Origin of the sequence: Veillonella nakazawae, assembly GCF_013393365.1 — a bacterium.
GTDB lineage: Bacteria > Bacillota > Negativicutes > Veillonellales > Veillonellaceae > Veillonella > Veillonella nakazawae.
In genome coordinates this window covers 167,016-193,709 of the sequence record NZ_AP022321.1, presented here as the reverse complement: position 1 = coordinate 193,709, position 26,694 = coordinate 167,016, and the positions used below count along the sequence as shown (strand labels likewise).

Genomic DNA, 26,694 nt, shown 5'->3' with positions numbered 1-26,694 from the left:
TAGCCTATTTTAAATAGTGAGTAGCAATTGTACCTAATGCAACAATGCCATTTAACATATCTTCTTCATCGATATCGAAGAGTGGATTATGATGAGGTGCTTTAATAGCTGAGCCCAATACCATATAGGTTGCTCGACCACCACGATCAATAACACGATTTAAGAAGTAAGCACAGTCTTCACTACCGCCACCGCTATAATCGAATGGAACTTCTTTAAAGATACCTAATGGTTCAATGATAGATTGTACTTCGCGAGCTAAATCATCGCTAATACGGCCTGCAGGAGTTTCACCTTGTTTTGTAATTTCAAAGGTACAATCATGCATTTCTGCGGCACCTTTAATAATGGTCTTAGTGCGTTCAATCATATAATCATTGATCTCTGTAGTAGCACCACGAGTTTCTAATTTAAGTGTTGCTACATCAGGAGTAACATTGCGACCTGTACCACTTTCAAAAACACCTACATTCATGCGTGATGCACCCCCACTATGGCGAGCAATGGCTTGTAAGTTAAGCACAGCTGTACAGCCTGCAAGCATGGCATTTTGAGCCTTTTCTGGAGAACCACCTGCATGGGAAGAATAACCATGGAATACAGCATCAAGTTTTGTAGTCGCTAAAAAGCCATGATCACTACAAGCAAAGCAATTAGATAACTGTTCATTAAATCCGATATGCATGCCGAACATCAAATCTACGTCATCTACTACGCCAGCCTTTACCATCGCTTTAGCACCACGTACGCCTTCCTCTGCTGGTTGGAAGATCAGTTTAATAGTACCCTTCAAGCCATCCTTATGTGTAGCAATATATTCAGCAAGACCAAGGCCCATTGTCATATGTGTATCATGACCACAAGCATGCATAGCCTTCTCATGGCGGGAACGGAAACCATTCTTAGCAGGAGTATGGTTAGATGCTTTAGATTCGATTACATCATTGGAATCCATATCTGCACGGAACGCTACTACAGGACCATCATCACTAAACTTCATAGTTGCCACAATAGCTGTTTTACCATAGCCCATCTTCTCTACTAGTTCAGGATCAGCACCTTCATCCATAGCACGAGCCATTGCCGCTTTCATAACATCCTCGCTAGGCAAACCCATACGAGAATCTAAATCAAGCACTTCTGCACCGAGTGCCACATCATAACCTAAGGCAATTAGCTTTTCAGCTACTTTAGCGGCAGAACGATATTCGAGCCAAGCTGGCTCTGGATACATATGAAAATCTCGACGCATAGCGATAAAATCATCGCGGCGTTGTTGTACAAAATCTTTTACAGACATAGGAACCTCCTAAAAATTAATTAGTACTTATATATTAACTATATGAATAGATAAGTAAATAGTCAACCAAATAGGTCATGTATACAATATAAAGAGACTAGCTATGATATAATAATAGTAACAAAGGAGGTGCCTATGACATTAAATGTTAATAAAGAAAAACTCACCATTTTAGATGTACAATTTGATAATTATGAGGACTTTGATGCAGTTTGGTATGCCGTAGGTTCATCTATGATTGAAGACTTCACTCCTACAACTGAATCAGTTCTAGAATTAAAAAATTATGTTACAAACAGAAGGAAGGAACTACAAATTGGCTAAGAACCAATACAAAAGAAAGTATAATTAAGAACTTAGCTAAAATCTTAGATTGCCTAAATTTCTTTCATCCATTTAGGGAAGGTAATGGTCGCACACAACGTGAAGTTATTCGAGTATTAGCATTATCAAAGGGGTATAAAGCTCAAATTCGTGTTTCTGAAGATGATACTGTATATAATACCTATATGGACGGAACCGTACATGGCGACTTACAGAAACTAGAACTATTATTTGAAAAAATATTAGAAAAAATATAATATTTGATTACAAAAAACACATATACCTCATGGTATATGTGTTTTCGTTTGTTTATTTCATTTCTACTTTATTCAGTTTTTCTAGTACTTCTCGTTTAATTTGACGGTGTCGATCCCAGGCGATAATGAATACGGTTGCAATGATACAAATCATGCCAAAAATACCGACCAGCGTAAGATGATTCCCTAGCAATACCCATCCAAAGATCGCTGCTGAGATTGGTTCTAATGATGAAAGTATAGAGCCTTGTATAGCACCAATGAGTCTAACCCCTTCCATATAAGCATTAAAGGATACGACTGTACCAAGTATGATGATGGCGAATAATCCTAACCAGGTCATGCCATCCCAGAGGGCTTCTGATTCTACTTGTTGAAACATGGCTAAAGATAAAATACCACAGATAAACATGGCAAAGCCCACAATGGATGTGGTGCCATATTTCTTTAATAGCTCAATAGGTTGCAATGTATATACACAGATACTAGCTGCCGATACAAGCCCCCAGAATAAAGCAAGCACATTAAAGTTCGAAACATCTAGCCCTTCTTGCATGACGATACAGAGTGTTCCCACTAAGGCTAATATAATACAGAAAAACTCTGGTACAGATGGCTTTTTAAAGTATCTCAAAAACAAATAGATGATGATCAGCGTAGGCGCAACATATTGAAGGACCGTAGCAATACCGACTCCTGAAATGGCAATGGCCTTGAAGTATGAGTACTGAGATAAAGCAATACCTAAAATACCAAATACTAATAATTTTCCTATATCCTTAGGTTCTGTAAAGATAGAGAAAATACGCTTACCATCCCTTATATAAGCAAGTCCTATCGTCAATATACCTGCTATGAGCAAACGCGCTTCTAGTAGCCACTCCACATTGATATGCTTTGCATTTTCTAGGAATTGTACAGATGTGCCTGAAAGCCCCCAAAATAGGGCACCTAAAATGGCAAGGGCCATACCTTTCCATTGTTTTTTCTCCATACAACCTCCTATCACAACTACTTTCACATTATGTACAATCATAACAAAGAGGCCTCTAAACCGCAATATCCAGCAAAGAGACCTCAAACTATGTACGTTTTTCTAGAGCAATTATAATAACTGTAGCAATAATCATGGCCATGCCAATTAACCCTAATGCACTAAATTGGTTGTCTAACAAAGCCCATCCAAAGAAAGCTGCCGAAATTGGTTCAATAGATGACAGGATTGATCCTGGTACTGCACCTATTCTCTTAACACCTTCTAAATAAGCATTAAAGGATACGATAGTCCCCAAAAAGACAACATTGAAACAGCCAATAACAGTCCATACATCCCACATAGCATACGAATTAGGCTGATGAAATAAAATGGCAGCAACAATACCACTGAGAAGCATACCAAATCCTACAATCGGCAAAGTTCCATATTTATATAGTAAATCTACAGGAGAAACACTATATACAGAGACCCCTACAGCAGATAGAAGTCCCCATACGAGCACTGCCAGTGGAAATTGCTCCATAGAAAAGCCATCATTCCCCATCAAACAAATCGTACCTACCAAGGCCAGTATAACGGAAATAATTTCCCCTTTAGAGGGCCTTTTACCATAACGGGCTAGCATATAAATAATAATCATTGATGGCGCCAAGTATTGAAGCACCGTCGCAATACCGGCCCCTGCTAAAGCAATGGATTTAAAGTATGTATATTGGCATAAAGCCATGCCAAATACGCCAAAAACGATAAGCCCTACCGTATCTTTCAAACTACGAAAGACATGGAAGATAGAATTACCATATTTAAACCATGCATAGACAACAGTCAATAGTCCTGCTGTAATTAATCGCATGGTGACTAGCCATTCCAAGTTCATATCCCTAAAGTTACTTAAGAACTGTACTGAAGCACCTGATACGCCCCATAAAACAGCACCTAATAGGGTTAGTAAGACACCTATAATTTCATATCGCTTCATAGGATTAGTCGCCTAAGAGATCTACATGTACTTTTACAACAACCTTGCGAATTTTAATAGGCTTATCATTAACAGCTAATAGTGGTCTATGGATATCAGATGGGAAGAATACTGTATAGTACCCTTCTAGACAGTGGATGTGTCCTTCATCGACAGCTTCGTTTGGGTAGAAATAACAATCACGATCTGGATGAGACTCCACAGGCTTTACGAGGCCTTTATCTACAAAAAAGCCCATATTTTCTTCCCCATCTACCATGAATTGAATATCTACATAGTTGCGATGAGACTCAGGTTTTGTAGTTTCAAACAATTTTGTTTCTACATCGTCTACATTGGCGTACATCATGTCCCCTTCAATGGTATGACGGCCGCCTGGCAATGCTTTCAAATCTGTATTTTTTAAGAAATCTAAAGCTCGTACGATGGCTTTAGGATAACCCATTTTTGTATAATCTGCAGTAATGCTAGAGAAAAACATATACGATCCTTTCCCGATACATGGAAATAACACCCGATACATAAGCAATTATATTATCTTAATGTTAGCACATATATACATAAAGGACTAGCAATTCTATTATTTCCACTGCATCTATACATACCAATGATTAGGCCCCAATATTCTCCGTTATCGATTAAGCCTATCCTAATCTATTTCAAATCATAGTAAAAGCCCTCCATACGCTACATATATGGAGGGCTCGTGTAAAATACTATTCAAATTTATGACTTACGTCAATTGTTATGCTATTAAGTTGTTACGATATGCAATTATCTATTCAGTTGTAGTGATTCTAACTGTATTTGATACAGTACGTGGACATGTTCTTAACTTTATTCTTGAGTCTTACGAGCAGCGATAATTTCTTCCGCTTGCTTATGTGGAACCTCTTCATAAGTATAGAACTGACGGTTAAATACGCCTTGTCCTTGAGTGATAGAGCGCAATGCAGTTACATAGTCGGCCATTTCAGCCAATGGTACTTGTGCTTTAACAACAGAAATACCTGTTCTTTCACTTTGTTCCATGCCTAATACACGACCTCGACGGCTATTCAAATCACCCATGATGTCGCCCATGAAAGCATCTGGTGCAAACACGTTAACTTCATAGATTGGTTCTAATAGGACTGGTTTCGCCTTAGGAATTACATCCTTGATAGCTTGTGACGTAGCTACTTTAAATGCTAACTCTGAGGAGTCTACGCTATGGTAAGATCCATCCAAGAGTGTCACTTGCACGCCAATCATAGGATATCCCGCAATTAAGCCTTTATCTAGGGTTTCTTTGGCACCCTTTTCCACTGCTGGTATGTATTGTTTAGGTACAGCACCACCAAAGATTTTGTCTACGAATGCAAATTCGCTTCCATCGTATAATGGGTCCACTTGAATCTTAACGTGACCATATTGACCATGACCGCCACTTTGTTTCTTATATTTAGACTCGGTTTCAGCGGAGCCTTTAATTGTTTCGCGGTATGGAATATATGGAGTCACAAGTTTAGCTTGTACGCCATATTTACGATCCATTTTGTTGAGGATATGCTCGAGATGAACCTCGCCCATACAATCGATTTGTAGTTGACGGGCCTCAGCATTTTTCACTACTACGCAAGTAGGATCTTCTTCTGCTACTTTTAGAACAGCACCAGCTAATTTTTCCTCCTCACCTTTTTTCACAGGTTCCAATGCCACTGTGTATAGAGGTTGAGGGAAACGGATAGCGTCGTATGTCACTTTAAAGTCAGGAGCAGTTAATGTATCGCCAGTCTTAGCATTTGCTAATTTCGGTATCACTACGATATCGCCAGCTTTAGCGGCAGATACAGGGATTTGTTGCTTCCCAATAAGGGTAACCATCTTGCCCCATTTTTCTTCTACACCTTGGTTTACATCATAAAGGCGATCGCCTTCTTTTAGTTCACCAGAGAAGATACGTACAAAGCTTTGTTTGCCTGCGAATGGGTCTAACAATGTTTTAAATACGAATGCAGTTAAAGGTTTATCTACATGTACTACACATTGTTCGCCGGTTTCCGCATCAGTTGCGGTCATCACTTTTTTAGTTGCATCCGGCATGTAACGGATCATACGATCCAATACTTGATCTAGGCCAATACGAGATGTGGCACTGCCACACATGATTGGGCACACACGGCCACTAATCATCCCTTCACGCAAGCCTTGGCGAATTTCCTCTAAGGATAATTCTTCGCCTTCTAAATATTTTTCCAACAATTCATCGCTACCTTCAGCCGCGGCTTCTACGGTCATTTCCCGAATTTCTTGAGCCTTTTCGATAAGGTGAGCTGGTACAGCAATCTCTGTTGGTTGGCCGTCCTTGTAAGTAAACGCAGTCATTTTTGCTACGTCTACGACGCCTTCAAAGTTGGCGCCTTCACCGATAGGAATCTGCAATGGCATAATGCCTTTGCCAAATAATTCCCGCATTCTTTCAATAGTACCGAAGAAATCGGCACCATCAACATCCATTTTATTGATAAATGCCATACGTGGCATTTGTAATTCAACTGCATAATCCCATGCGCGAACTGTGTCAGTTTCTACACCAGATGTGGCGGATAGTACCATCAACATACCATCGCAGGCACGCAAAGCGGCACGAACTTCACCATGGAATTCATTATAGCCTGGAGTATCTACGAAGTTAACCTTATGGTCATGCCATTCACATGGAGCCATGCCCAATTGGATTGTTACGTTACGTTTAATTTCTTCAGGTTCAAAGTCCATAATATGTTTATTGTCTTGGCCTTTACCTACGAAATCAACCGCACCAGAGGTTAACAACAAAGATTCGACAAGAGCTGTTTTACCCGCACCATCGTGGGAAACAACAGCAACATTTCTAATTTTATCACTACTGTACTCTTTCATCGGAATCGCCTCCTTAATGGCAAATTACGGCTTTTGCTAATACATTTCGACACCCAAATAGAAAAGTCCTCTTTTTCCGAAAAAATTTATCAAAAAAAGAGGACTCTTTATTAATATTAATTTATATATGAGTATTATCTACCCATTAAAGAGGCACAGCCACTAAGAAGTGCCATGAAAAGTGCCCAAATTATAGCGAAGATTATGGACGTTAAGATACTAGCAATGAATACTTTCATCTTCGTAAGCATTACTTGTGTTGCCATAAGTTCTAAGGATACCCAAATGGATATAACAAGTAAGGCTATTGTTCCTACAAAATAGATAACACCAGCAAAAGCCCTACTATCGAATGCTAAACCTAACATGCCCATTAAAACCAAGATTATCGTATAACCAATACTAAATAATAGTACCCCATACCCTTGTAAATACCAACTAACTTTCATAATCGCTTGTACGTTGTCGGTACCACCCATCTTAGTGATAACCCAGTTATATACATACGAACCGATGGCCACCATCACAAAGGACCAGCCGATACTAATAAGCCATGCAAAGATGAATATAAAGCTGGCACCGATACCGAGTAAATAGGTTAAAGCAGTAAATTCATTATGAGGGAGAAAGGGAATTAACATAGTCCCAAATAAAGCCAATATAATATATGGGATAGCCCACAAGAATACAGTGCCCCAGAATCCTTTTTGCAATGTCCCCGATTGTACAACTTGATCAATACCGCCTTTAAACGGATTCGCAAATAACTGCCAAAAATCAGAATACCATTTTGTCTCCATAATACACCTCATGTAATGGGGCCCCATCTATATATAGATAAAACTACCCCAAAACTTATAATAGGATCAATGAATTAGATACACAGAGAAAACTAAAACTCTCCCGTCCGTTTACCGTAATGTTTGGAGTCACCATTTTGCTTCCACCCAACGGTATCACCAATGGACATAACGCGGCGCGTTAAGCAGTCTTTACATTTGTCTGCATTATCATCTACGCAAGGTTTGTTGTCATATAACAAATACTTTGCCCGATGTTCAGGGATTGTAATGATAGGCATCAAAATATTGGCACCCGCAGCAAGTCCCTTTTCACGGCCCAGTTTATCCAAAGCTTGTAATGCCGTAGTAGCTGCAATATTGACATCTTTCAAGAATAAGCGGGTTAACGCAATCATCTTAAGGCCTAATTGAATACGGCGCAATTTACCAGTTTCATCATCGATGCCCATAGCTAATGCTTCTTGGCCTAGCGGCGTATCGTGATGTACCACATATGGTCCCATACCGATCATGTCGATATCCATGTCGCGATAGAACAAGATATCGTTCACTAAATCTTCCTCTGTTTGGCCTGGCAAACCAATCATGACGCCTGTACCTACTTGGAAACCTACGCGGCGCAAGCTACGTAAGCATTCAATGCGCGTTTCAAAAGAGTGTAGTTCATCTTGAGGATGAATTTTATGATATAGCTCTTTATTTGTTGTTTCAATGCGCAATAAATAACGGCTCGCACCGGCTTCACGCATGCGGCGGTACGCCTCCTCGCTTTGCTCCCCTACGCACATCGTAATGCCAAGGGAACCATCGCCGATGGCCTTAATATCGCGAATGAGATCTACCACATAATCGACGAATATATCATCACTGCGTTCACCAGATTGTAACGTAATAGAACCATATTCATGGTCATACGCCCACTGTGCCATCTTGATAATATCTTCTCGATTCATATCAAAGCGTTCCGTCTTGTCATTTTCACGACGGATACCGCAGTAATTACAATTCTTAATGCATCGGTTCGAAAACTCGATGAGGCCCCGATAATACGCTACAGGCTTTACATATTTCGCCTTCACTTCGTAAGCCTTTTTATATATTAACTGCAACTGTTCTTCATCAGTTACAGACATTAGAAATCTTAGCTCATCCTCTGTTAGCCATTCATCGCCAACGAGGTCTTTTGCAAGGATGTCTTGCACTTGCAAACAATCACTTCCTTTCATAACGAACCGTCATCGATTCGCTTGGTATGGTAATGAAATCTATGTCAGTGACACAGGTAAACCCATTCACTTCGCGCGGCAAATCCCGCACATATTTCACTTGTGCTGTTAAACATTCGTGAGCCATCATACCGCGACTCATTTTTGAGGACGTACTCATCTGTTTAAATGCATCGCCTCGTAATTCCCAAAATTCAACGGTCACTACCTTTGGATGGTTAACCATCTTGGCATATTCTTTAGACGCTAGATTGAGAATCCAATCTTCCTTGTGAAAGTAGGCATCTACCGTTTCACGCCACGTGTCATATAAGTTAATGCCTACCTTATCCACCATATCAAGCCGATAATCGCGTACGCCCATCGTAGGCTCTACAATGCCGTACAAGGCAGACATCACAACAAGATGGCTTTCACCGAAGGCCTTAGCCTCATCGGACAAGTTCTGCCAGTCTAAATATTTGAAAGCAATGCCATCGTAGCTTTCACAAGCTAACCCAACAGGATGGGACTCAAAAGCTTGATAAAAATCAAAGAGCGCCTGCGCCTTATCATCCTTGAGTTTCAAAGCCTTACCAAGGACCGCCACATCTAGGGACTGCACATGTTTTACAATGTCTTGCGTAATGTGCGGTTGAAATTGACCGTCCTGAACCGCAGTATGTACTGCCCCATCATTGCCAACAGTAGTAATCGTTTTGGTCTTACTAGGAGAGAGGACGATTTTCATGGGATAACTCCGCCTTTATAGTTTCCTCTGTCAAATTGTCGATCAACTCAGGATTCCACAACATAAGAGGCACAGCCACTACATGGCTAGCTTTCATTTCTTTACATAAATTAATGCATTCTTTAAGGTAATCAGAATCTTCATCTACAAGATCGCATACGATAACAACGTGACGACCTTTTAAATTTACACCTTCGTAGTCGATGCTGCCAGCAGATACTGTAAGCATGCCAGTTTCTAGACGACCTTCGCTCATGTCGTTCAAGCGAGACATTAGAACGTGTTCGAGCATAGTAGATACAGGTGTTACCACGCGACCAATGCCGATAAGAGCCTCAGGTTGGGCGTGAATAATAACTGTTTTCTTGCGTTTATCAGTTCTAAAATCAACGAGAGCTTTTTCTAAAGCGCCAAAGAACACGAATAATTGCCAAGGATCAAAAGAACCTGTTTGGAACATGTCGATAACAGAGCCATCCTCATCCATATTTAGGCGCGTTAATAATTCCTCTGCAATGTCGTTTACTACAACACTAAAATCAGATTGCATTGCATCTTGTACTTTTACTTCGTCTGCCATTAGGTCCTCCTAATTTCTATCTATTACACTGGTGAGGGAATGTTCCCTACAGGATTTATACTATCTTTAATTGTAACATATTTTATAGCCCACATGGTTATTCATGGATACACTTTTTACATAACAACTATACCAGTTATATGACAAAGTAATTCTAATAAAATAATGTTGCATGATTAATGTAACTTTATAAATTTGAACACCTATTATACAAAAAAAGACCGCTAACACGGTCTTTTCCTATTACCCTACAATGAGTAGGTAAATATTCATAACAGTAACAACAATACCAATGCCCCATAATAGTACATTCGTATATGTATGGTTCGCATATTGCCCCATCACCTTACGGCTACTCGTCATATAGAGCTGCAAGAAAATTGTAATAGGTAGTTGCAAACTCAAGAACATTTGAGAAATCAACAATGCTTGGAATGAATCAGTAACAAATACAATCAACAGCAATGCCGGAATGTATGTTAAAGCCAAGCCTAATCGAGTATGGAAGTCTTTCATATCGTAAGACTCACCAAACATGCCTGCAAATATACTCGCTCCTGCCATACCTGCTGTAGCAGAAGAGGCAAAGCCCGCAAAGAGCAATGCGATAGCAAAGATAGTACCTGCTGCAGGGCCAATGAGAGGTCGTAACAACTCCTCCGCCTGTTCAAGCTCTGTTACTTCAATGCCGTGAGTAAAGAACACTGCTGCCGCCAGTAAAATCATGGCGGAGTTAATCATCCACCCAATCCCCATAGAGAATAAGGTGTCTAGGAATTCATAACGCAATTGGCGCTTCATTATGGAAGGATCTTGCGTATTGAATTGGCGACTTTGGATGATTTCTGAGTGCAAGAACAAATTGTGAGGCATAATAACAGCCCCTAAGATACTCAAAATAACGAGCATCGATTCATTCGGAATCTTAGGATCTACCCAACCAATGCCTGCTGCCGCCCAGTCTACATTGATCATATTGACCTCTACGAGGTACGCCAAGGCAATGAGGGATACGAATCCTGCAATGATACGCTCTAGCTTCCGATAAGAGTTTGTAATGAGCATAACAGTACATATAACGGCCGTTAATACACTACCTATCAGAAGCGGAATGCCAAAGAGCATTTTCAATGCAATAGCAGCGCCGATAAATTCAGCCAATGCCGTTGCCGCAGCTGCAATGCCAGCTGTACTCAACACAAATCGAGATACATAGCGAGGCAAGAATTCATAGGCACATTCTGATAAGCATTGGCCCCGTACAATGCCTAAATGAGCTACGTTATGCTGCAATAAAATCAGCATAATCGTAGATAGTGTTACTACCCATAAAAGTTCGTAACCATAACTAGCACCGGCCGCAAGATTAGCCGCCCAATTGCCAGGGTCGATAAACCCTACAGTTACGATAATGCCAGGCCCTATAAATTTAAAGGCCTCGCTCACCTGGTGCTTACCATTTTGGTGAACAGTAAACAACTGTTTCTTTAAGAAATCAATCATTATAACTCCTTATTAAGGGTTATAGAGTAAAGGTCATCTCCGTTTGCATGCGAGCATCGGTTTTAGATTTTGTATCCTTACCACCGGTATAACGGATGCGCACATTATTATTTACTTTAACACGAGAATCATCAATTTTGAATTTCTTCATTTTTTCTTTGATTTGTTCATCTGTTAAAGCGCGCTCTTCTGGTTTTACCACTTCATCATTAGCTGTATCTAAAGCCTCTTGTTGAGATTTAGATACTTGGTATGTTTTACCAGATTTCTTAGCCTTTTCAGCACGTTTTTCGTCTAATTTTTGACGGCGCTCTCGGGTAACTTTCTTGTCGCGACCGATACGATAGTCCATTACATCACGCATATTTTCTTGATAAATGCGCAATGCATATTGGCGATCGTTTTCGTTCATTTGTTCTCGTTTGGTTACTACCTCATCGATAAGAGGCATAAGCTCATCCTTTGTATAACTTGTATTGCCATCAAAAACAAAACCATGTGTATCTGTAATAGCACCGTGTTTAATTAGCGTTTGTAATGCCGTATACGTCCAATCATTTGGCGTAATTACACCAGCACTCGCATGAAGTTCTACTTTACTAGAACTTCTTACAGTTTCTACATCAGCACTAACACCATCCACCATAGGACGTGCACTTGGAATAGCAATGCTTTCAGCATGAACAAAGCCAACAGAGGCAACAAGACATAATGTGCCGATACCCATAGCGCGACGAAGTAAATTCATGTGACGTGTATATTTCATATTCATAAGAGTCTCCTTAAAATTACATTTTATACAATCTATTATATGAAACCCCTTGTCATACGTCAACTCTATAACCTTACACGCCTGTATACATCAATATTTACAAGACCTTAAACTCATTTGAGTCCTTACACATTAAGGTCCATACCTAGTAAATACTACAATAAACAAAAAGACCTCACATCGCGTGATGTGAGGTCTCAGCATGGCGGAGGATTAGGGATTCGAACCCTAGCGACGGTAACCCGCCCTAACGATTTAGCAAACCGTCCTCTTCAGCCTCTTGAGTAATCCTCCATGCTTTACTGGGTAATCATATCATACCCAATAAGGCATTGTCAATCGTATTATTTCAACATGGATTCGATGAACCAGATTTGTTTTACTACTATATTAAATATAGTATTCTATGTAGCCATCGGGGATTTTCGTTTCCTCCGACTTACCGTTATTAGTACGACGAGGTTTGCGGACATACATATTTTCTGGATCCGTTTCAAAGATAACCATATCTTTAGGAATATCATGTTTAATAACAAGGTTACAACCGATTTTTGTGCGCGCCCCGATAGTAATATCCCCTAAGATTTTTGTACCTGTACCGATGAGCACTTCGTCTTCGATGGTTGGATGGCGTTTTACCTGTTTAGAGGACATACCGCCTAGCGTTACTTGATGGAACAGTGTTACATTATCACCTACGATGGCAGTTTCACCGATTACAACGCCCATACCATGGTCAATAAATAAACCGCGACCGATCGTTGCACCTGGGTGAATTTCAATGCCCGTTACGTGACGAGAATGTAATGCCACACGACGCGCCAAGGTTGGCCATCCCGCCTTATAGAGGCGGTGCGCAAAGAAATGCCAGAATAAGGCCGTAATATGCGGATACGTCCAAATAACCATCCACACGCTTGTTGCGGCTGGGTCAGAATCCATTACGCGCTTAATATTATATTGAATTTTGCCCCATAATTCGCGCAAACCTTGCATCATAGTGACTCCATCTCAAATAACTCTACTCATATAATATATAGTATACAACATATGTGGTCTGTATTCCTATACATAAGATGTTTTATCTATGCTAAATCTGTTACTTTACGTATTCATTATTAGCAAAATCCAAAAGGGATAAATATTTTTCTACCCCATCTGGTGCAATAACCACTATATTCGCCTTTGGTTCTTCTCGTGCAATACGCTTAGCTGCTACGATAGCTGCCCCCGCTGAAAGTCCAATAGAAACACCGCTTTCACGCATAAAGGTTTGTACTTCGCTAAAGGCTTCTTCGTCGCTTACAGTTTGTACGCCGTCCATCAAGCTTTGGTCGAAGTTTTCAGGAATAAAGCCCGCACCAATACCTTGAATTTTGTGTGGACCGCCCTTACCTTCTGTAATGGCCGGAGATCCTGTTGGTTCCACTGCGATAGATTTCAGATTCGGATTATGCTCTTTCAATCGTCTAGTAACACCTGTGAAAGTACCACCTGTACCGATACCTGCCACAAATACGTCTACATTCGGTACTTGTTCTACGATTTCAGTGCCCGTAGTACGGTAATGTATATCTGGATTCGCAGGATTTACAAATTGGCCCAAAGTAAACGCATTAGGATATTTCTCTAAGATTTCATTTGCTCGTTCAAGAGCGCCCTTCATGCCCGTTTCTTTTGGCGTTAAGATGAGCTGTGCACCGTACGCCTTGATAAGTTCACGACGTTCTTTACTCATGCTTTCAGGCATAATAATTACAGTTTTAATATGTAAGATAGCGCCCACCATGGCAAGAGCAATACCTGTATTGCCACTTGTAGCCTCTACGATGATGCTATCCTCATGGATACGGCCTTTCTCCTTGGCGTCTTGTAACATGCCAAGAACGGCACGGTCTTTCACAGAGCCACCTACATTATATTTTTCAAGTTTTACATAAATATTGGTATTTGGTAATTGATATACCGGCGTTTTACCAATCAGTTCAGTTGTTTGATTTGTTACTATGCTCATCTGATCCTCCCTCTAGCGACAGATGATAAAAATCGTCCTCAGGAATATCCCAAGGACGATATGTATTTCACCTTGTTACTCACTATACACTGGGTATAAACGTTTATGCATTCTGATTAATACAACCATACTCTAACACCTGAATCAATTCATTGTCAAGAGAATGAGAATAGCTTTTAAAACCCCAAAAGTACAGGAAATAACTAGGTTCATTTATTTACTTGTAAGCACGTCCACCACCACATCCCACGTGATAGGCACAAAGATGATGGCTAAAGATAATCCAATAAAGAGAACGGCCCCCACCAATACGCTTAGACGAGGAACTAAGGATATAACAACGCTCTTTGCCAATCTATATGCTTCACTTAAGTCATGATGTAGCGCCACATGGCCCCATAAAAAGCCTGCCAGTATATAGGAAATAATATAAGGATCAAGGATCACATGTGTGGCTAGTTCATTATTGGTGTGCATAATGCGGTTGATAACAGGTGAAACTAGTACATTGACTAGCATAGCAAGTACCTTGAACCACACAACGCAGACAATATATGTCCACAGACTCCGCTTGGTCATCCACAGCATGTATAGGTATCCTATTATACTTGCCCCCAGCGAACCCTTCCCACGTTCCATGTATCGCTCCATCCAAGATGGCGGCTCCTTGCCCGCCTCTACTTGGCTGTAGTAAAAGGATAGATTTCTTTCACCATGGGCTACATCGACGAGACCCAAAACTTGGAATACCACAAGCAAAAACAAGACAGCTACAACGACTTGGAAACTTTCACTAAAGAAAATATCCATAAAATCAACACCGAGATGGCCTATGTTCTTAAGATTGCCGTATATATCGTAAAAGGCTAGATATATAGCATTTGTTAGGAAAATATCCATAACAAATAGGAGCAGCACAAAAATGATATAGCCGTTCCATCGAGTCCATTTGGTTTGTGATTCTATATAGGTGTTCGTCCCTACCATAATCGACGCAGGGTGTATAGACAAGGTCACACCAATCATAAAAAACATTATGAACGATGTGACCATTGTTAAATATTCGTATGCCATATTAACGGTATGCTACGCGCTCAGGCTGCATGTCGTGGAAATGAAGGCGCTCTTTTGCAGTCTTTTCCCACTCTGTACCAGGCTTGCCGTAGTTTGCGTATGGATCGATGGACAAACCACCTCGTGGCGTAAACTTGCCCCATACCTCGATGTACTTAGGATCCATCAACTTCACAAGGTCTTTCATAATGATGTTGATGCAGTCCTCGTGAAAGTCCCCGTGATTGCGGAAACTAAATAGGTATAATTTCAAAGACTTGGACTCTACCATTTTCTTATCTGGTACATAAGAAATGTAGATTGTCGCAAAGTCTGGTTGACCTGTCATAGGGCACAAGCTAGTGAACTCAGGACAATTAAACTTAACGAAGTAATCATTATCAGGGTGTTTATTATCAAATGCCTCTAATACCTGTGGTGCATAATCAGTAGGGTAATCGGTCTTGTGACCTAACATCGTTACCCCTTGTAACTCTTTTTCAGATCTGCCGGATGCCATAAGGAACCTCTTTCTATAATACGGTATAAGAAATAATTCGTGTGATACTTAATTATATCATAAGAAATTCTAGTTCTTATTTTCTAAAATGTATTCCATAAGAGGTTTCGCCTCATTATAATTACGGTTCTATATATGTAATTAATTGATAGAACAAAAAACATATATACAGCTTTAAAATTTTTTATTGTTAGCGGACATTCTTACTTTTCCCTTGATTCTCAATAACGGGAATATACTTTTTCTTTACAGCTTAAACGCTACAAAAAATCATAGAATTTCAATATACCTAGAACCGCTAAGAAATAAAAGAATACAATCCACACTACATACATCTGTTTCTTTCTAGCCCAATCATAATAACGACTGTGTGATGGCTGCCTGAATAGGGTAGCTGCAACTAAAACAGGTTGTAAAAACCAAGCCATAACAATTGGCACAGCTATGTAATCTAAGAAATAAAACATGCTAAAAAGCATGAAGGGGTATGCAATAATTATCGCCCAAGAGATAAATTTAATAAAACTATAATTAGAATTAGCAATTAAAGATACTAGTAATGGTGAAAGTTTTTTTCTTAAGAGTATCTTATATATGATCCAATAGAGAACAATTGCCGAGTAAAAGATGACTACGAAAACTAAGGGTAAATGAATATGCACAAATACTAACTCCTTTTACGACTTAAATAGTTATAAATATAGGTCCATACCACATAGCTCAAAAGGATTACAATATATAGAGTAACAAAAAAATAAAAATCGACTTCATCCTTGATCATTTCAGGATTTGTAACAATAGTAAAAGGAATAATTATAAGAAGGAAAAGTACAACACCCCTCACAAAATAATTGTAAATTTTTAAAAATAACATATGAGTATTCCTATCATTAAAACCACTCGTTTACAACACAACTAAAATTTTAATATTAATATATCATAAAATTTATATAAGTTTATATAATAAAAATTAGAACAGTCCATCATGATTGCCACATCCTTAACACCATATATCGGCTATGATAAGAGTACTAAGATAGTAAAAGGACGCTATAGTTCTATATCATTCAGTAACACTTATCACTGAAGATTAGACTATAACGTCCTATCGGGTTTAAATGATCATGATCTTAAGATTAATTCAAATATAATCATTTTTTTAAGAGCTTATATATAAAGTACCATCCCAACATAAATATTCCACTAATAATATAAGCACTACCATAGAAGTATATCCAAAACTCGTCACTAGTAACCTCAGGATCCATAACAAACATTAATGTAATGCCTCCTAGGAAGAACACCATTGCAATCCAAAAGATTAAATTAAATACTTTTAAAAACATTTTCACCTCAATAATATGCTAATGCTTATCAAGCACTTCTCGTTCTTTTTTCTATCTTTATTTTCTTAAGCATCATTTGTCTGTATCCTTTTCAAATCATATTTAATTCTATCTTTAGCATATGTAGGTTCAAGGTATCTAATAATAGGTTAAAACGTATAAAAATATGTATAAAGCTACCAGAAATAACCAAGCATATACGCCTACTTTAAAATTAGACTGATGCATCTCTACTTTATCACTTTCAAACTCATTATTCTTAATCATAAAGTACATTCCAACTAAAGAAATCCCCATACAAAATATCCACCACAACAACATAGTGAATGGAGATATTAAATTACGTATGAAAAATATTCCAAATCCGAGTACTAAGCTAAAAGTATAGATAATTCGAGCTAAACTAAGCTTACCTTTATGCGTAATAAGTTTGTATATGAAAAATATAATACCAAATATTATAATCAGATCTTGATACATTACTTATCTACATCCTTTTTCAAATTATATTTAATTCTATCTTTAACATATATAGGTTCAAGATATCTAATAATAGGTTAAAACGTATAAAAATATGTATAAAGCTACTAGAAATAACCAAGAGTATAAAGCACCTTTAAAAAGTTTTTGATGTTTTTTAGTTTTATCCACATCATAATGCTCACTACTAGGTATATAATACATTCCAATCAATGAAATCCCCATAACAACTGAAGACCAAAAAAATAATACAAATATCGAAACTACTTCATGAAGTAAACCTAATCCAATCCATATAGCCATACCTAACATTGCGACAATTCTAGCTAAAGTGAGCTTCCCTTCATGAGTAATTAATTTATATATAAAAAATATTATTCCTGATATTATAATTAAATCCTGAAGCGTCATTTGTCTATATCCTTTTTCAAATCATATTTAATTCTATCATCTATATTCCTTACTAAGCTTCTTTTGAGAGTCAACGGGATATTGCTTTATTTCCCCGCCAAAGGATCTGCTTTTCCTAAAGGATTAAAAAATGTACAAAGATTTTTCATCATATAACTCATTAGCAAAAATATCGCTTATTGTATGCCCCTCTAAACAGGGAATTGTTAAAAAAACATCTAAATCCGACTCTTTAATGACGTATTCATTATTAATCCATATATGTTTATGTAGCAGTGGATGTTTTTCACCATGAGAAAAATCATTATCTACTATTATATTAACACTATTAGTTATAGGTTGAGATATAAAATTTATACCAGATATAGACATATGCTTATATAAATTGCATAAAATTTAAGTTTATAATAAAATTTTCATATATATTTGGTAACGTTAATACATTCAGAGAAATATAACGCCTTATGGAGGTCCCTTATGAAATTAAAACAGCTTATTTTATCTAGTATCGCTGTAGGTGCACTAGCTTTCACATTTGGCGTTGCACAGCCTGCACAAGCAGCTATCGGCATGGAGAATCCAGGTCCAGCTATGAATCTTGAAAAGCCAGCATCTGTTACAACTGCCCATCATATCAATGTAGATGGTAAGGTTGTAGAGCCTATTAATGGTCAGCAAAATGTAATCTATGTAGATGGTCAACCGCTCGTAGCATTACGCCAAGTGTCTGAAGCATTGGGCTATAAAGTAGCTTGGGATGAACCTACTAAGACAGCATTAGTAGACATGAACATCGCTACACTAGCAATCCAACCAGACTCTGCTGAAGTAGTACGCCATGGCAAATTAAAGATTATCAACCTTGATACATCCGAAACCTTCTTGCCTGCAGCTCGCAAAGTAGACGGCACAATCTTTGTAAAACCTCAAGTGTTCAAATTATTATTGAACGACGTGAAAATTACAAAGGATGAAATCTTCATCGCCCCTCAACGGGCACAATTGGCATCCACTACAAACACAGAGGTATCTCATAAGAATGAACTCAATACATTCTTACCACCAGCTCAAGAGGATGTGAAGAAAAAAGAAGATCCAAAAGCAACAGAAAAACCACTTATCAAAATCAAAAAATCCTTAGCCAAAGATACTGTCACAACAGATGAACAAACAACATCTACAGATGTATCTGAATACCAACGTGCTAACGGATTAGATCGATAAGCGAACTTAATAGATTTTTCCACAAACCTATTAAAGCTGTAACGTAATCTAGGCAAAGAAAAAGGTCCCTCAAGGGGACCTTTTTTATTTGTATATAACTTATATAGTTATTCGAAATTAGTTACACTATATTTGATGACTATATTATTTACCAAAACCATAACGGTTAAGAGCTGTGTTACCATTGCCAAATATAGCCATAATTTTAGCCATGAAATAATCAGCCACTGCTACAGAGTATGCCGCAATATCATTGAAATCAGAGTATTTAGGTGCAGTATTATTCGCATTAGTGCTAACAGTTGTAGTACTAGCTTTAGGAGCAGTCAATTTATTTGTAGCAGGTGCAGGATCTGTAACTGTTACAGTAGAGCCCATGGCTGGATTAACATAACCTGTTGGAGTGGATACTGGTGGGCGTTGGGAATCAGTATATTTATAACCATAAGAAGCGTCTGCGTGTTGTGGTGCCAATGTAGCTACACCAAATGCAAGTACAGATGCAGCCAAAACGATAGAGAATTGTTTTGATACTTTCATAAAAACCTCCAAAAACACAAAAGTATTTATCAAAATCATGATAACGGAAGTTTATTATAAACCAGCCAACTAAACGCACAATGAAAGAGAGTTAACATCATTTATATTTCATTTATCAATTAATTTTGACGCTTTCAACGCTATCTTTTACAGAATCCATTTGTCGTTTCAAAGCTTTAATAGATCCTTTTACATCGTCAGGAATCTTGACGTCTTTAAGACCTTTTGCCGATTCCGAGGCACGTTTACTATTTTCACTAGCTTGCTTCATACCCTCTTTAATTCTGTCCATATTCTCATCTAGCTCATCAAATGATTCTTCATCATAGATGATAAAATTACTGCCCCCGTGGGACGTAATATTTAGTGGCCCCATGGTAAGCTGACCATTATCGATGCGAAGCGCATCTGTGGAAATGGTCGTAATATTCGTATTCACCTTCACATCACTAAAGGACAAATGCCGCCCTTTATTGTGAAAATTCCCAGTAATATTTTTAATAGGAATAAGCATATAGTGGCCTTCTCCAGACCAGAAATTCCCCCATACCTCCATGTCACGAGGCTGGCCCTCGCTTCTAAAGTTCAAATTAGCCGACACAGGTACAACAAATTCAGGTGTTTTGAGAGCCTCACTACTATCTAAATCCTTTGCTATCCCTGTAATCGTATAAGCCCGAGTATCTAAGTTATATATGCCCTTTGCCTCTAGCTTTCCGCCGTATACATTGGCATTTACATTTTCAAAGTTCAAAATGCCGTCTTGGTACGTTACATCGCCTACGACATTTTCAAAGGTAAGCGCAGGAATTCGTAAAACAGGCATCGTTACACGCCCTTTAGCCAATGGACGATTAAAATCACCTGTTACCTTTGTCAGCAAGGTCATTGCATCGTGGATATTATCGCCAAAACCGAGTGATGATGGGTCCACACCCTTTACATCAAACTGCAAGTCTAACTGAGGCATGCGATGCTTTAATACATCCTTTAGATCAACACGACCTTTCAGTGTAAGACCATCACCAATGGCTGTGCCACCGAACTTACCCGTTTCCATATCAATACGAATAGCACGGTTACTATCAAGATGTATTTTAGAATTCACGTTCCTCATTACATAGTGACGATTTTTCTGAAAGATTTCCAGCTGGTTATTTCTCAATGTAATCGTAAGATTTAAATGTTGACCGTCCCAATTAAAGTTACGAACCTTCTTGCCCAGTTCCTCCTGCCGCTCTTGAGTCGTCTTTTTAGGAGGTTTAGGTCGCGGCTCTACCTCATTGAGTGGCTTGTTTACATCAGGTGAAGCAGGCACAAAGTCAAGGCGGTTGTTATCGTCTAAATCGACTACAATGGTCGCATCATTTAGCTCGATTCCGTTTATAGCAGAAGCCTTAAAATTCCGTGTTATTACGTCCCACATATTAACGCGAATCTTTCCATCTGGAACTGTGAGCAACTCTCGGCCTTCTGGATCCTTCCATACCAAGTCAGTAAAGGATAATGTCCCCCACGGTGTTGCAGTTAAACTCTCTACCGTTACAGTCCCTCTCATCATCGTTTGACGAGCCATTACCTCGTTAAAAATAACGCCCATCCCACGGCTCGCTATCGTAGCGAGCACAAAGACTATAATCGCCCCAATGGCAAGAAAAGCAGCAATACCTTTTAAGCCTTTCTTATACAATTGTTTATATTTTGTCCAATAAGAATGCACGTAATGTTTCATAGAACTATTATATCATGTTGAGGATGTAAGTTTTACCTAGCACCTGTTAATAATAGTGCTATAAAGCATTACAAAAAAGAAAACACGAGACGATTACCTCGTGTTTTTATTAATATATTTGTTTTAATATTATTAGAAATCATATTCTGGCAAAGGAGAAATCACGCTGGTAGAGTCTAATGTTTCACCATTCATTTTCACATCAATAAGCAAGTTAATTATATCGTCTCGACTAATATCTTTCTTATGCTGATTAGCAATAATAGTTTGAATAAATAAATTCTTGTCATTTCGTGTAATATAAGATATTTCCATAGCCTTTCGAGAAGGATACTGAACATCCAATAGTATACCTGGTGTATTGTTATGCCATACAGTATAAACATTTACTTTTCCAACTTTTTCATCCTGTTTAGGAAAGACATGATTTACTAATGCCATTGATAAAACCTCATTTCTAGAGATGCCCTTTTTAATGGGGTCAACCAATAACAGATGTGCTAAACCCTCTGTTTCGTACACACGAATAGAGCCACTGTCTTTAACCATATCTTGTTTTAGAACTGTACCATTAATTTTATGATATGTAAAATCACCAAGAGTTTCTACTGTAGTAGGTATAGTAATCATAGGCTTTTCCATAATTGAAGGTATTGTATAATTTGCTAATAAGCCTAAATCACGCTTATAGTTAGCATTTTTATCAGAATTCACAATACCAATATGGTACATATAATTTGGCTTATTTTTAAGTGTAAAATTAATCGTACTAATTGTATTTTTTCCAGCACGACCCTGTGAAGTTGCTACATCCCACGTACCATTTTCAATACCTGGATACGTAAACTTTCCACCATCAATAAAAGCATTACTAGAACCTGGATTGTGTTTTGAGAAAGCAGCCTTCATATCCTCTACGGTAAGTTCATCATAACTTTTACCAGATTCAGCCCAAATGCCTGTATTCTTTACTGGCTCAACCTCAATACCAATCATACCTAGATTAGACATAGCATATTTTGTAAATCCTTCACCTCTATTCGCCACCAAACTCCTATTAGATGTGGTAGGCAAGCTAAACTGAATGGAACGATTTTCTCCAGATAATACATAAATGGAGGAGTTATAATTATGTGCTTTATAATCTAGAGCACCTTTATTTAAGATATTTCTTTTTACTCTATTTTTGTCATCTACAGATAGCTCTGAGGCAAACTTTTTATCTAACGCAGATTCGAGTTGTTTTACTGTCTTCTCTACCTTAGCCTGATCTACGATATTATCAGCATACACCACTGCAGGCATTTTAGGGTTTGCCCCTGGAATCGATACATCTGCACCATGTACAGTAAAAACTGTAGTAGAACCAATAATTGCTGCCATTATAGCCATTCTAATATTCATAATACGCTCCAATACTTTCTCTATTACACACATACAAATAACCATAAATGAATATCACATATATTTATATGTATATTTTACTATTTTATAAAAAAAGCAGCAAATTTATAAACTAAAAGTGCACTCACAAAGGTGAGTGCACTTTATGCGTTATAAAAACAAATATTATGCTTTTACTTGTTTACCGTATTTTACAAGGCTTTCAGCTTCAATTTCTTCTTGAGTGCGATAGTCTTGAGGAATATTGGACAAGCGAATCCAGCTGCGTACAGCTTCTACTAATACGATAAGAATCATGAGGAACATAGCAGCACTGAATGCCACTAGAACCCATTTACCAGCTGGGACATAGCTGTTAAATACGTTTTCAAAGTCGGCAGCGATAGCAACGATAGCCATGAGGATACAAGGAATACCTGTTACCCATGCATAACGTTTGCGGCCAAGTCGCATGATAACTGTAGTACCTACAGCCAATGTCATGGTACCTAGTAATTGGTTAGATACGCCGAATAAAGGCCAGATAATACCGATGTTACCTTGTAGAACTAGGTAGCCCCACAAAATACAAATTAAAGCTGCACAACCATAAACGCCAGGAGCCCAATGTTGGTCGTTGAATTTAGGATGGAAATGACCTAATAATTCTTGAAGTAAGTAACGACCTACACGAGTACCAGCATCGATCAAAGTCATGATGAACAATGCTTCGAACATGATACAGAAGTGATACCAGTACCCCATCAAGTGATCCATGTTAGGCAATCTAGAGAAGATATGAGCCATACCTACTGCAAGGGATACGGCGCCACCAGGACGGTGCATCAAATCTTCGCCAACCATCGCAGACAAAGCTGGCAATTCATGAACTTGAAGGCCTAATGCTTTGAAGGATTCAACAGTGGAGTTGATTGCAAAGTAATCATCTGGATGCAACGCAGTTGCGGCGATCAACGCCATCATAGCGATGAAGCCTTCTGTTAACATTGCACCATAACCGATAGGTAAAATTTCTTTTTCATTAGTAAGCATTTTAGGTGTTGTACCTGTTGCGATAACAGTATGGAAACCAGATAACGCACCACATGCGATAGTAATGAAGATATAAGGGAATACAGACCCTTTCAATACAGGACCGCCACCCCAGATGTAAGGAGTTACAGCTGGCATTTGAATTTCAGGCATTACGATGATAATGCCAAGAGCCAATGCGCCGATTGTACCGATTTTAAGGTATGTGGACAAGTAGTCACGAGGAGCAAGCAATAACCATACTGGCAATGCTGCTGCAAAGAAACCATACACGGCAAGCATGATTTCGATGGTTTGCAAGTCATATGTAAACCAAGAAGCATATTCGCTAGCTGCTACGTTTGGACCGTAGATAATAGCTGCGAAAATCAACGCTACACCGATAATAGTTGCTTCTTGAATTTTACCAGGACGCAACCATTTCAAATAAATACCAATGAAAATAGCGATTGGAATGGTAGCAAATACGGAGAAGAAACCCCATGGGGAGTTATGCAATGCGTTAGCTACTACTACGGCCATACCAGCAAGGGTGATGATCAATAGGAACAATGTAGCAAGCATAGCACCAAAACCAGCAAATTTACTGATTTCTTCACGTGCAATATCCGCAATAGATTTACCATCATAGCGAACGGATGCGAACAAGATAACCATGTCATGTACAGCGCCGGCTAATACAGAACCGATAAGGATCCATAATGCACCAGGCAAATACCCGAACTGGGCTGCGATAACAGGACCTACAAGAGGGCCTGCACCAGCAATCGCTGCAAAGTGATGACCAAATGTTACCCATTTGTTAGTTGGCACGTAATCGTGACCATCATTGTGGACCATAGCTGGCGTTGGACGATTTTCATCCAATGTTAATACTTTCGCCGCTATGAAAGCCCCATAAAAGCGGTACGCTAAAATTAGAATACACGCGGAGGCTATAACTAAGTAAATACCATTCATAACCATATAAACACCTCCAATTGTCTTGTGTGACATGGTGTTATATAAAAAAAACTGATAAATCTTTTGCACATCCATGCCACATTGGCTCTCAAAACTTTTAGTACTTACAATAATATTGTATATCTAAACATAGAAGTGTCAATTATCAATTTCTCATTTTGAATGCACATTATGAGTTAAAGACATAACAAAAAAGCATTCTCCGTTACTTAGAGAATGCTTTTATCGTTTTATTTTGATAGTAATTATCTATTGTCTTACTACGACTCCTGATTTATAAAGGGCCTTTTTAATATCTTTTATAGTTAAAACTTTGTTATGTAACAACACCCCTACAAGAGCTCCAGTCACATTTATCTTTGTAAATAAATCCACAAAATGCTGTATATTTCCAGCACCACCAAAGGCTGTTACAGGTACATCCACAACCTCTGCTAAAGCTTGATATAATTCAATATCAAAGCCAAGCCCCGTGCCATGTCTATCGATACTCGTTACCAATAACTCACCTGCACCATGGCCTACCGCTTCTTTTGCTCATTCTAAAGATACACTGCGACCAACTAGCTCACCTGATGATTGTTCATGATAAAACATAAAAGCTATAAAAGCTGTTATTAGAGTAATCAGAATAATAATCCCAAGAAAAAACTTTCTCATCAATCTAGCCCCAAATTTTTTCTATATCAGCTATGCTATGTGCATCAGAGCCTAGTACAAATGGCACCCCAATGATAGCAGCCATACCTTGAATAAAGCGGCTTGGGTACATTTCACGGCAGTCTGGCTTAAAGAAGCCACTCATATTGTAGTCTAGTTCACGACCTTGTACGCGCATGATATGTAAAATATCGCTTACCACCTGCGCATTGCGGCGATCCAAGTGATGCTCAAAGCCAAAGTGGTGTTGGTATTTCTTGATCAAATCAAAGTGACCAATTCGTTTTGGCGTATATTCGCCAAGGTCAGCACGCACGGCTTGGCGCACGGTGGAGTAATATTTGTAATATAACTCATATTGCTTTTCAATCCACGGACCAAAGCCCTTTTCAAATTCTTCAGGGCTATAGTCTAAGCAATAAAAGGCATTATTCACGCCTTCCATAAAGTGAACAGACAAAATATTGTCATCCGTCAACGGACCATAACGGTCGAGGAACTCTTGAATATCTGTCTCAAAGCCTGGAATGTAATCCACTTCAAAGCCGAGGGAGATATCGATATGCGTGCCATAAGCACGTTGCAATTGACGGCCTAATTCTAGATAGGAATCTACTTGGTTCAATTTCAAAGACGCTGTGTCATAAGCCTTTTGGTCACCGCCGTATTCAACAGCAAAAGCCTTTGGCAATGGCGCATGCTCTGTAAGGCATACCTTTTCAATACGCAACTCAATAGCCTTTTCGATCATCATTGCAGTCCGGTCCCCACTACCATGTGGACACAACTCTGTATGTACATGACCATCTACGAGACGGCTGCGATACTTACTGTATCCAACGAACTGCCGTTCATCTTTCATGTTCATTCAATCACCCTATTCACCCTAACCCGTGGTGAACCCTTATCTATCATCTATACATTTAGTCTGTAATTTAAT

General features: G+C 38.8%; 24 protein-coding genes, 1 tRNA gene and 1 pseudogene. 3 read left to right on the top strand and 23 right to left on the bottom strand.

Features of this window, described 5'->3' with window-relative positions; all coding sequences use genetic code 11:
- Window positions 1-4 precede the first annotated feature (4 nt).
- Window positions 5-1,300, bottom strand: a complete 1,296-nt coding sequence (locus VEIT17_RS00745; protein WP_178884235.1) for an amidohydrolase — start codon at window positions 1,298-1,300, stop codon at window positions 5-7.
- 135 nt (window positions 1,301-1,435) lie between these two features.
- Between VEIT17_RS00745 and VEIT17_RS00740 the strand changes: the two genes are divergently transcribed.
- Both VEIT17_RS00740 and VEIT17_RS00735 read left to right on the top strand, forming a co-directional pair.
- On the top strand, window positions 1,436-1,624 hold the full coding sequence (locus tag VEIT17_RS00740; RefSeq protein WP_060925036.1) for a hypothetical protein: 189 nt from the start codon (window positions 1,436-1,438) through the stop codon (window positions 1,622-1,624).
- Window positions 1,564-1,881 carry a Fic family protein gene (locus VEIT17_RS00735; protein WP_316062022.1) on the top strand — a complete coding sequence of 106 codons (318 nt, stop codon included), beginning with the start codon at window positions 1,564-1,566 and terminating at the stop codon, window positions 1,879-1,881. Before VEIT17_RS00740 ends, VEIT17_RS00735 begins: the two co-directional genes overlap by 61 nt.
- 52 nt (window positions 1,882-1,933) lie before the next feature.
- Here VEIT17_RS00735 and VEIT17_RS00730 read toward each other — a convergent pair whose 3' ends face one another.
- From VEIT17_RS00730 to VEIT17_RS00655, 16 genes are all read right to left on the bottom strand, one after another.
- Window positions 1,934-2,875: a DMT family transporter gene (locus tag VEIT17_RS00730; RefSeq protein ID WP_178884233.1), complete on the bottom strand. Its 942-nt coding sequence runs from the start codon at window positions 2,873-2,875 to the stop codon at window positions 1,934-1,936.
- A gap of 88 nt (window positions 2,876-2,963) precedes the next feature.
- On the bottom strand, window positions 2,964-3,857 hold the full coding sequence (locus tag VEIT17_RS00725; protein ID WP_178884231.1) for a DMT family transporter: 894 nt from the start codon (window positions 3,855-3,857) through the stop codon (window positions 2,964-2,966).
- 4 nt (window positions 3,858-3,861) lie between these two features.
- Window positions 3,862-4,338, bottom strand: coding sequence for a NanQ anomerase/TabA/YiaL family protein (locus VEIT17_RS00720; protein ID WP_178884229.1), 477 nt, complete (start codon window positions 4,336-4,338; stop codon window positions 3,862-3,864).
- Between the two features lie 356 nt (window positions 4,339-4,694).
- Window positions 4,695-6,761, bottom strand: a complete 2,067-nt coding sequence (fusA, locus tag VEIT17_RS00715; protein ID WP_060925032.1) for an elongation factor G — start codon at window positions 6,759-6,761, stop codon at window positions 4,695-4,697.
- Between the two features lie 134 nt (window positions 6,762-6,895).
- Window positions 6,896-7,561: a hypothetical protein gene (locus VEIT17_RS00710; RefSeq protein ID WP_178884227.1), complete on the bottom strand. Its 666-nt coding sequence runs from the start codon at window positions 7,559-7,561 to the stop codon at window positions 6,896-6,898.
- 92 nt (window positions 7,562-7,653) lie between these two features.
- Window positions 7,654-8,790: a [FeFe] hydrogenase H-cluster radical SAM maturase HydE gene (gene hydE, locus VEIT17_RS00705; RefSeq protein WP_242013270.1), complete on the bottom strand. Its 1,137-nt coding sequence runs from the start codon at window positions 8,788-8,790 to the stop codon at window positions 7,654-7,656.
- Entirely contained in the window at window positions 8,777-9,520 is a 744-nt protein-coding gene (locus VEIT17_RS00700) for a YaaA family protein (protein ID WP_178884224.1), read from the bottom strand. The genes hydE and VEIT17_RS00700 overlap by 14 nt, the downstream gene beginning before the upstream one ends.
- Window positions 9,498-10,100 (bottom strand): hypothetical protein, encoded by a 603-nt coding sequence (locus tag VEIT17_RS00695; RefSeq protein ID WP_178884222.1) that lies wholly within the window; start codon window positions 10,098-10,100, stop codon window positions 9,498-9,500. Before VEIT17_RS00695 ends, VEIT17_RS00700 begins: the two co-directional genes overlap by 23 nt.
- Before the next feature lie 243 nt (window positions 10,101-10,343).
- Window positions 10,344-11,603: an Nramp family divalent metal transporter gene (locus tag VEIT17_RS00690; protein WP_178884220.1), complete on the bottom strand. Its 1,260-nt coding sequence runs from the start codon at window positions 11,601-11,603 to the stop codon at window positions 10,344-10,346.
- 19 nt (window positions 11,604-11,622) lie between these two features.
- Window positions 11,623-12,375 (bottom strand): hypothetical protein, encoded by a 753-nt coding sequence (locus VEIT17_RS00685; RefSeq protein WP_178884218.1) that lies wholly within the window; start codon window positions 12,373-12,375, stop codon window positions 11,623-11,625.
- 203 nt (window positions 12,376-12,578) lie between these two features.
- Window positions 12,579-12,669 (bottom strand) — tRNA-Ser (locus VEIT17_RS00680).
- A 96-nt stretch (window positions 12,670-12,765) separates the two neighbouring features.
- Complete coding sequence (gene epsC / locus VEIT17_RS00675) at window positions 12,766-13,374, bottom strand: serine O-acetyltransferase EpsC (protein ID WP_178884216.1); 609 nt, start codon at window positions 13,372-13,374, stop codon at window positions 12,766-12,768.
- 100 nt (window positions 13,375-13,474) lie between these two features.
- Entirely contained in the window at window positions 13,475-14,389 is a 915-nt protein-coding gene (gene cysK / locus VEIT17_RS00670) for a cysteine synthase A (RefSeq protein ID WP_178884214.1), read from the bottom strand.
- Window positions 14,390-14,602: 213 nt separating this feature from the next.
- Complete coding sequence (locus VEIT17_RS00665; RefSeq protein ID WP_242013269.1) at window positions 14,603-15,289, bottom strand: hypothetical protein; 687 nt, start codon at window positions 15,287-15,289, stop codon at window positions 14,603-14,605.
- 175 nt (window positions 15,290-15,464) lie between these two features.
- Window positions 15,465-15,962, bottom strand: a complete 498-nt coding sequence (gene queF, locus VEIT17_RS00660; RefSeq protein ID WP_004697960.1) for a preQ(1) synthase — start codon at window positions 15,960-15,962, stop codon at window positions 15,465-15,467.
- 1,892 nt (window positions 15,963-17,854) lie between these two features.
- Window positions 17,855-18,199, bottom strand: a complete 345-nt coding sequence (locus VEIT17_RS00655) for a hypothetical protein (RefSeq protein ID WP_178884210.1) — start codon at window positions 18,197-18,199, stop codon at window positions 17,855-17,857.
- A gap of 477 nt (window positions 18,200-18,676) precedes the next feature.
- On the opposite strand from VEIT17_RS00655, the gene VEIT17_RS00650 reads away from it, so the two are divergent.
- Window positions 18,677-19,423 (top strand): stalk domain-containing protein, encoded by a 747-nt coding sequence (locus tag VEIT17_RS00650; protein ID WP_178884206.1) that lies wholly within the window; start codon window positions 18,677-18,679, stop codon window positions 19,421-19,423.
- 144 nt (window positions 19,424-19,567) lie between these two features.
- Here VEIT17_RS00650 and VEIT17_RS00645 read toward each other — a convergent pair whose 3' ends face one another.
- The 6 genes and pseudogenes from VEIT17_RS00645 to hisJ all read right to left on the bottom strand — a co-directional run bounded on the left by VEIT17_RS00645 (window position 19,568) and on the right by hisJ (window position 26,622).
- Window positions 19,568-19,963, bottom strand: coding sequence for a hypothetical protein (locus tag VEIT17_RS00645; protein WP_178884204.1), 396 nt, complete (start codon window positions 19,961-19,963; stop codon window positions 19,568-19,570).
- A gap of 115 nt (window positions 19,964-20,078) precedes the next feature.
- Entirely contained in the window at window positions 20,079-21,695 is a 1,617-nt protein-coding gene (locus VEIT17_RS00640) for an AsmA family protein (protein WP_178884202.1), read from the bottom strand.
- Between the two features lie 132 nt (window positions 21,696-21,827).
- On the bottom strand, window positions 21,828-23,099 hold the full coding sequence (locus tag VEIT17_RS00635) for a hypothetical protein (RefSeq protein WP_178884200.1): 1,272 nt from the start codon (window positions 23,097-23,099) through the stop codon (window positions 21,828-21,830).
- A gap of 165 nt (window positions 23,100-23,264) precedes the next feature.
- Window positions 23,265-25,097 (bottom strand): carbon starvation CstA family protein, encoded by a 1,833-nt coding sequence (locus VEIT17_RS00630; protein ID WP_178884198.1) that lies wholly within the window; start codon window positions 25,095-25,097, stop codon window positions 23,265-23,267.
- Between the two features lie 246 nt (window positions 25,098-25,343).
- Window positions 25,344-25,619, bottom strand: a pseudogene (locus VEIT17_RS00625) (HisA/HisF-related TIM barrel protein); the annotation flags it as partial.
- 139 nt (window positions 25,620-25,758) lie between these two features.
- Entirely contained in the window at window positions 25,759-26,622 is an 864-nt protein-coding gene (hisJ, locus tag VEIT17_RS00620) for a histidinol-phosphatase HisJ (protein ID WP_178884196.1), read from the bottom strand.
- Between the last annotated feature and the right edge of the window lie 72 nt (window positions 26,623-26,694).

What these genes read in the sequence shown, in the direction of transcription:
- VEIT17_RS00725 (WP_178884231.1), bottom strand. Translation starts at nt 3,857, where the DNA reads ATGAAGCGATATGAAATTATAGGTGTCTTACTAACCCTATTAGGTGCT.
- VEIT17_RS00700 (WP_178884224.1), bottom strand. Translation starts at nt 9,520, where the DNA reads ATGAAAATCGTCCTCTCTCCTAGTAAGACCAAAACGATTACTACTGTT.
- VEIT17_RS00695 (WP_178884222.1), bottom strand. Translation starts at nt 10,100, where the DNA reads ATGGCAGACGAAGTAAAAGTACAAGATGCAATGCAATCTGATTTTAGT.
- VEIT17_RS00635 (WP_178884200.1), bottom strand. Translation starts at nt 23,099, where the DNA reads ATGAATATTAGAATGGCTATAATGGCAGCAATTATTGGTTCTACTACA.
- VEIT17_RS00665 (WP_242013269.1), bottom strand. Translation starts at nt 15,289, where the DNA reads ATGGATATTTTCCTAACAAATGCTATATATCTAGCCTTTTACGATATA.
- cysK (WP_178884214.1), bottom strand. Translation starts at nt 14,389, where the DNA reads ATGAGCATAGTAACAAATCAAACAACTGAACTGATTGGTAAAACGCCG.
- VEIT17_RS00740 (WP_060925036.1), top strand. Translation starts at nt 1,436, where the DNA reads ATGACATTAAATGTTAATAAAGAAAAACTCACCATTTTAGATGTACAA.
- hydE (WP_242013270.1), bottom strand. Translation starts at nt 8,790, where the DNA reads ATGAAAGGAAGTGATTGTTTGCAAGTGCAAGACATCCTTGCAAAAGAC.
- VEIT17_RS00690 (WP_178884220.1), bottom strand. Translation starts at nt 11,603, where the DNA reads ATGATTGATTTCTTAAAGAAACAGTTGTTTACTGTTCACCAAAATGGT.
- epsC (WP_178884216.1), bottom strand. Translation starts at nt 13,374, where the DNA reads ATGATGCAAGGTTTGCGCGAATTATGGGGCAAAATTCAATATAATATT.
- VEIT17_RS00745 (WP_178884235.1), bottom strand. Translation starts at nt 1,300, where the DNA reads ATGTCTGTAAAAGATTTTGTACAACAACGCCGCGATGATTTTATCGCT.
- VEIT17_RS00640 (WP_178884202.1), bottom strand. Translation starts at nt 21,695, where the DNA reads ATGAAACATTACGTGCATTCTTATTGGACAAAATATAAACAATTGTAT.
- hisJ (WP_178884196.1), bottom strand. Translation starts at nt 26,622, where the DNA reads ATGAACATGAAAGATGAACGGCAGTTCGTTGGATACAGTAAGTATCGC.
- VEIT17_RS00630 (WP_178884198.1), bottom strand. Translation starts at nt 25,097, where the DNA reads ATGGTTATGAATGGTATTTACTTAGTTATAGCCTCCGCGTGTATTCTA.
- VEIT17_RS00645 (WP_178884204.1), bottom strand. Translation starts at nt 19,963, where the DNA reads ATGAAAGTATCAAAACAATTCTCTATCGTTTTGGCTGCATCTGTACTT.
- VEIT17_RS00730 (WP_178884233.1), bottom strand. Translation starts at nt 2,875, where the DNA reads ATGGAGAAAAAACAATGGAAAGGTATGGCCCTTGCCATTTTAGGTGCC.
- VEIT17_RS00655 (WP_178884210.1), bottom strand. Translation starts at nt 18,199, where the DNA reads ATGACGCTTCAGGATTTAATTATAATATCAGGAATAATATTTTTTATA.
- VEIT17_RS00685 (WP_178884218.1), bottom strand. Translation starts at nt 12,375, where the DNA reads ATGAATATGAAATATACACGTCACATGAATTTACTTCGTCGCGCTATG.
- queF (WP_004697960.1), bottom strand. Translation starts at nt 15,962, where the DNA reads ATGGCATCCGGCAGATCTGAAAAAGAGTTACAAGGGGTAACGATGTTA.
- VEIT17_RS00650 (WP_178884206.1), top strand. Translation starts at nt 18,677, where the DNA reads ATGAAATTAAAACAGCTTATTTTATCTAGTATCGCTGTAGGTGCACTA.
- VEIT17_RS00710 (WP_178884227.1), bottom strand. Translation starts at nt 7,561, where the DNA reads ATGGAGACAAAATGGTATTCTGATTTTTGGCAGTTATTTGCGAATCCG.
- VEIT17_RS00720 (WP_178884229.1), bottom strand. Translation starts at nt 4,338, where the DNA reads ATGTTTTTCTCTAGCATTACTGCAGATTATACAAAAATGGGTTATCCT.
- fusA (WP_060925032.1), bottom strand. Translation starts at nt 6,761, where the DNA reads ATGAAAGAGTACAGTAGTGATAAAATTAGAAATGTTGCTGTTGTTTCC.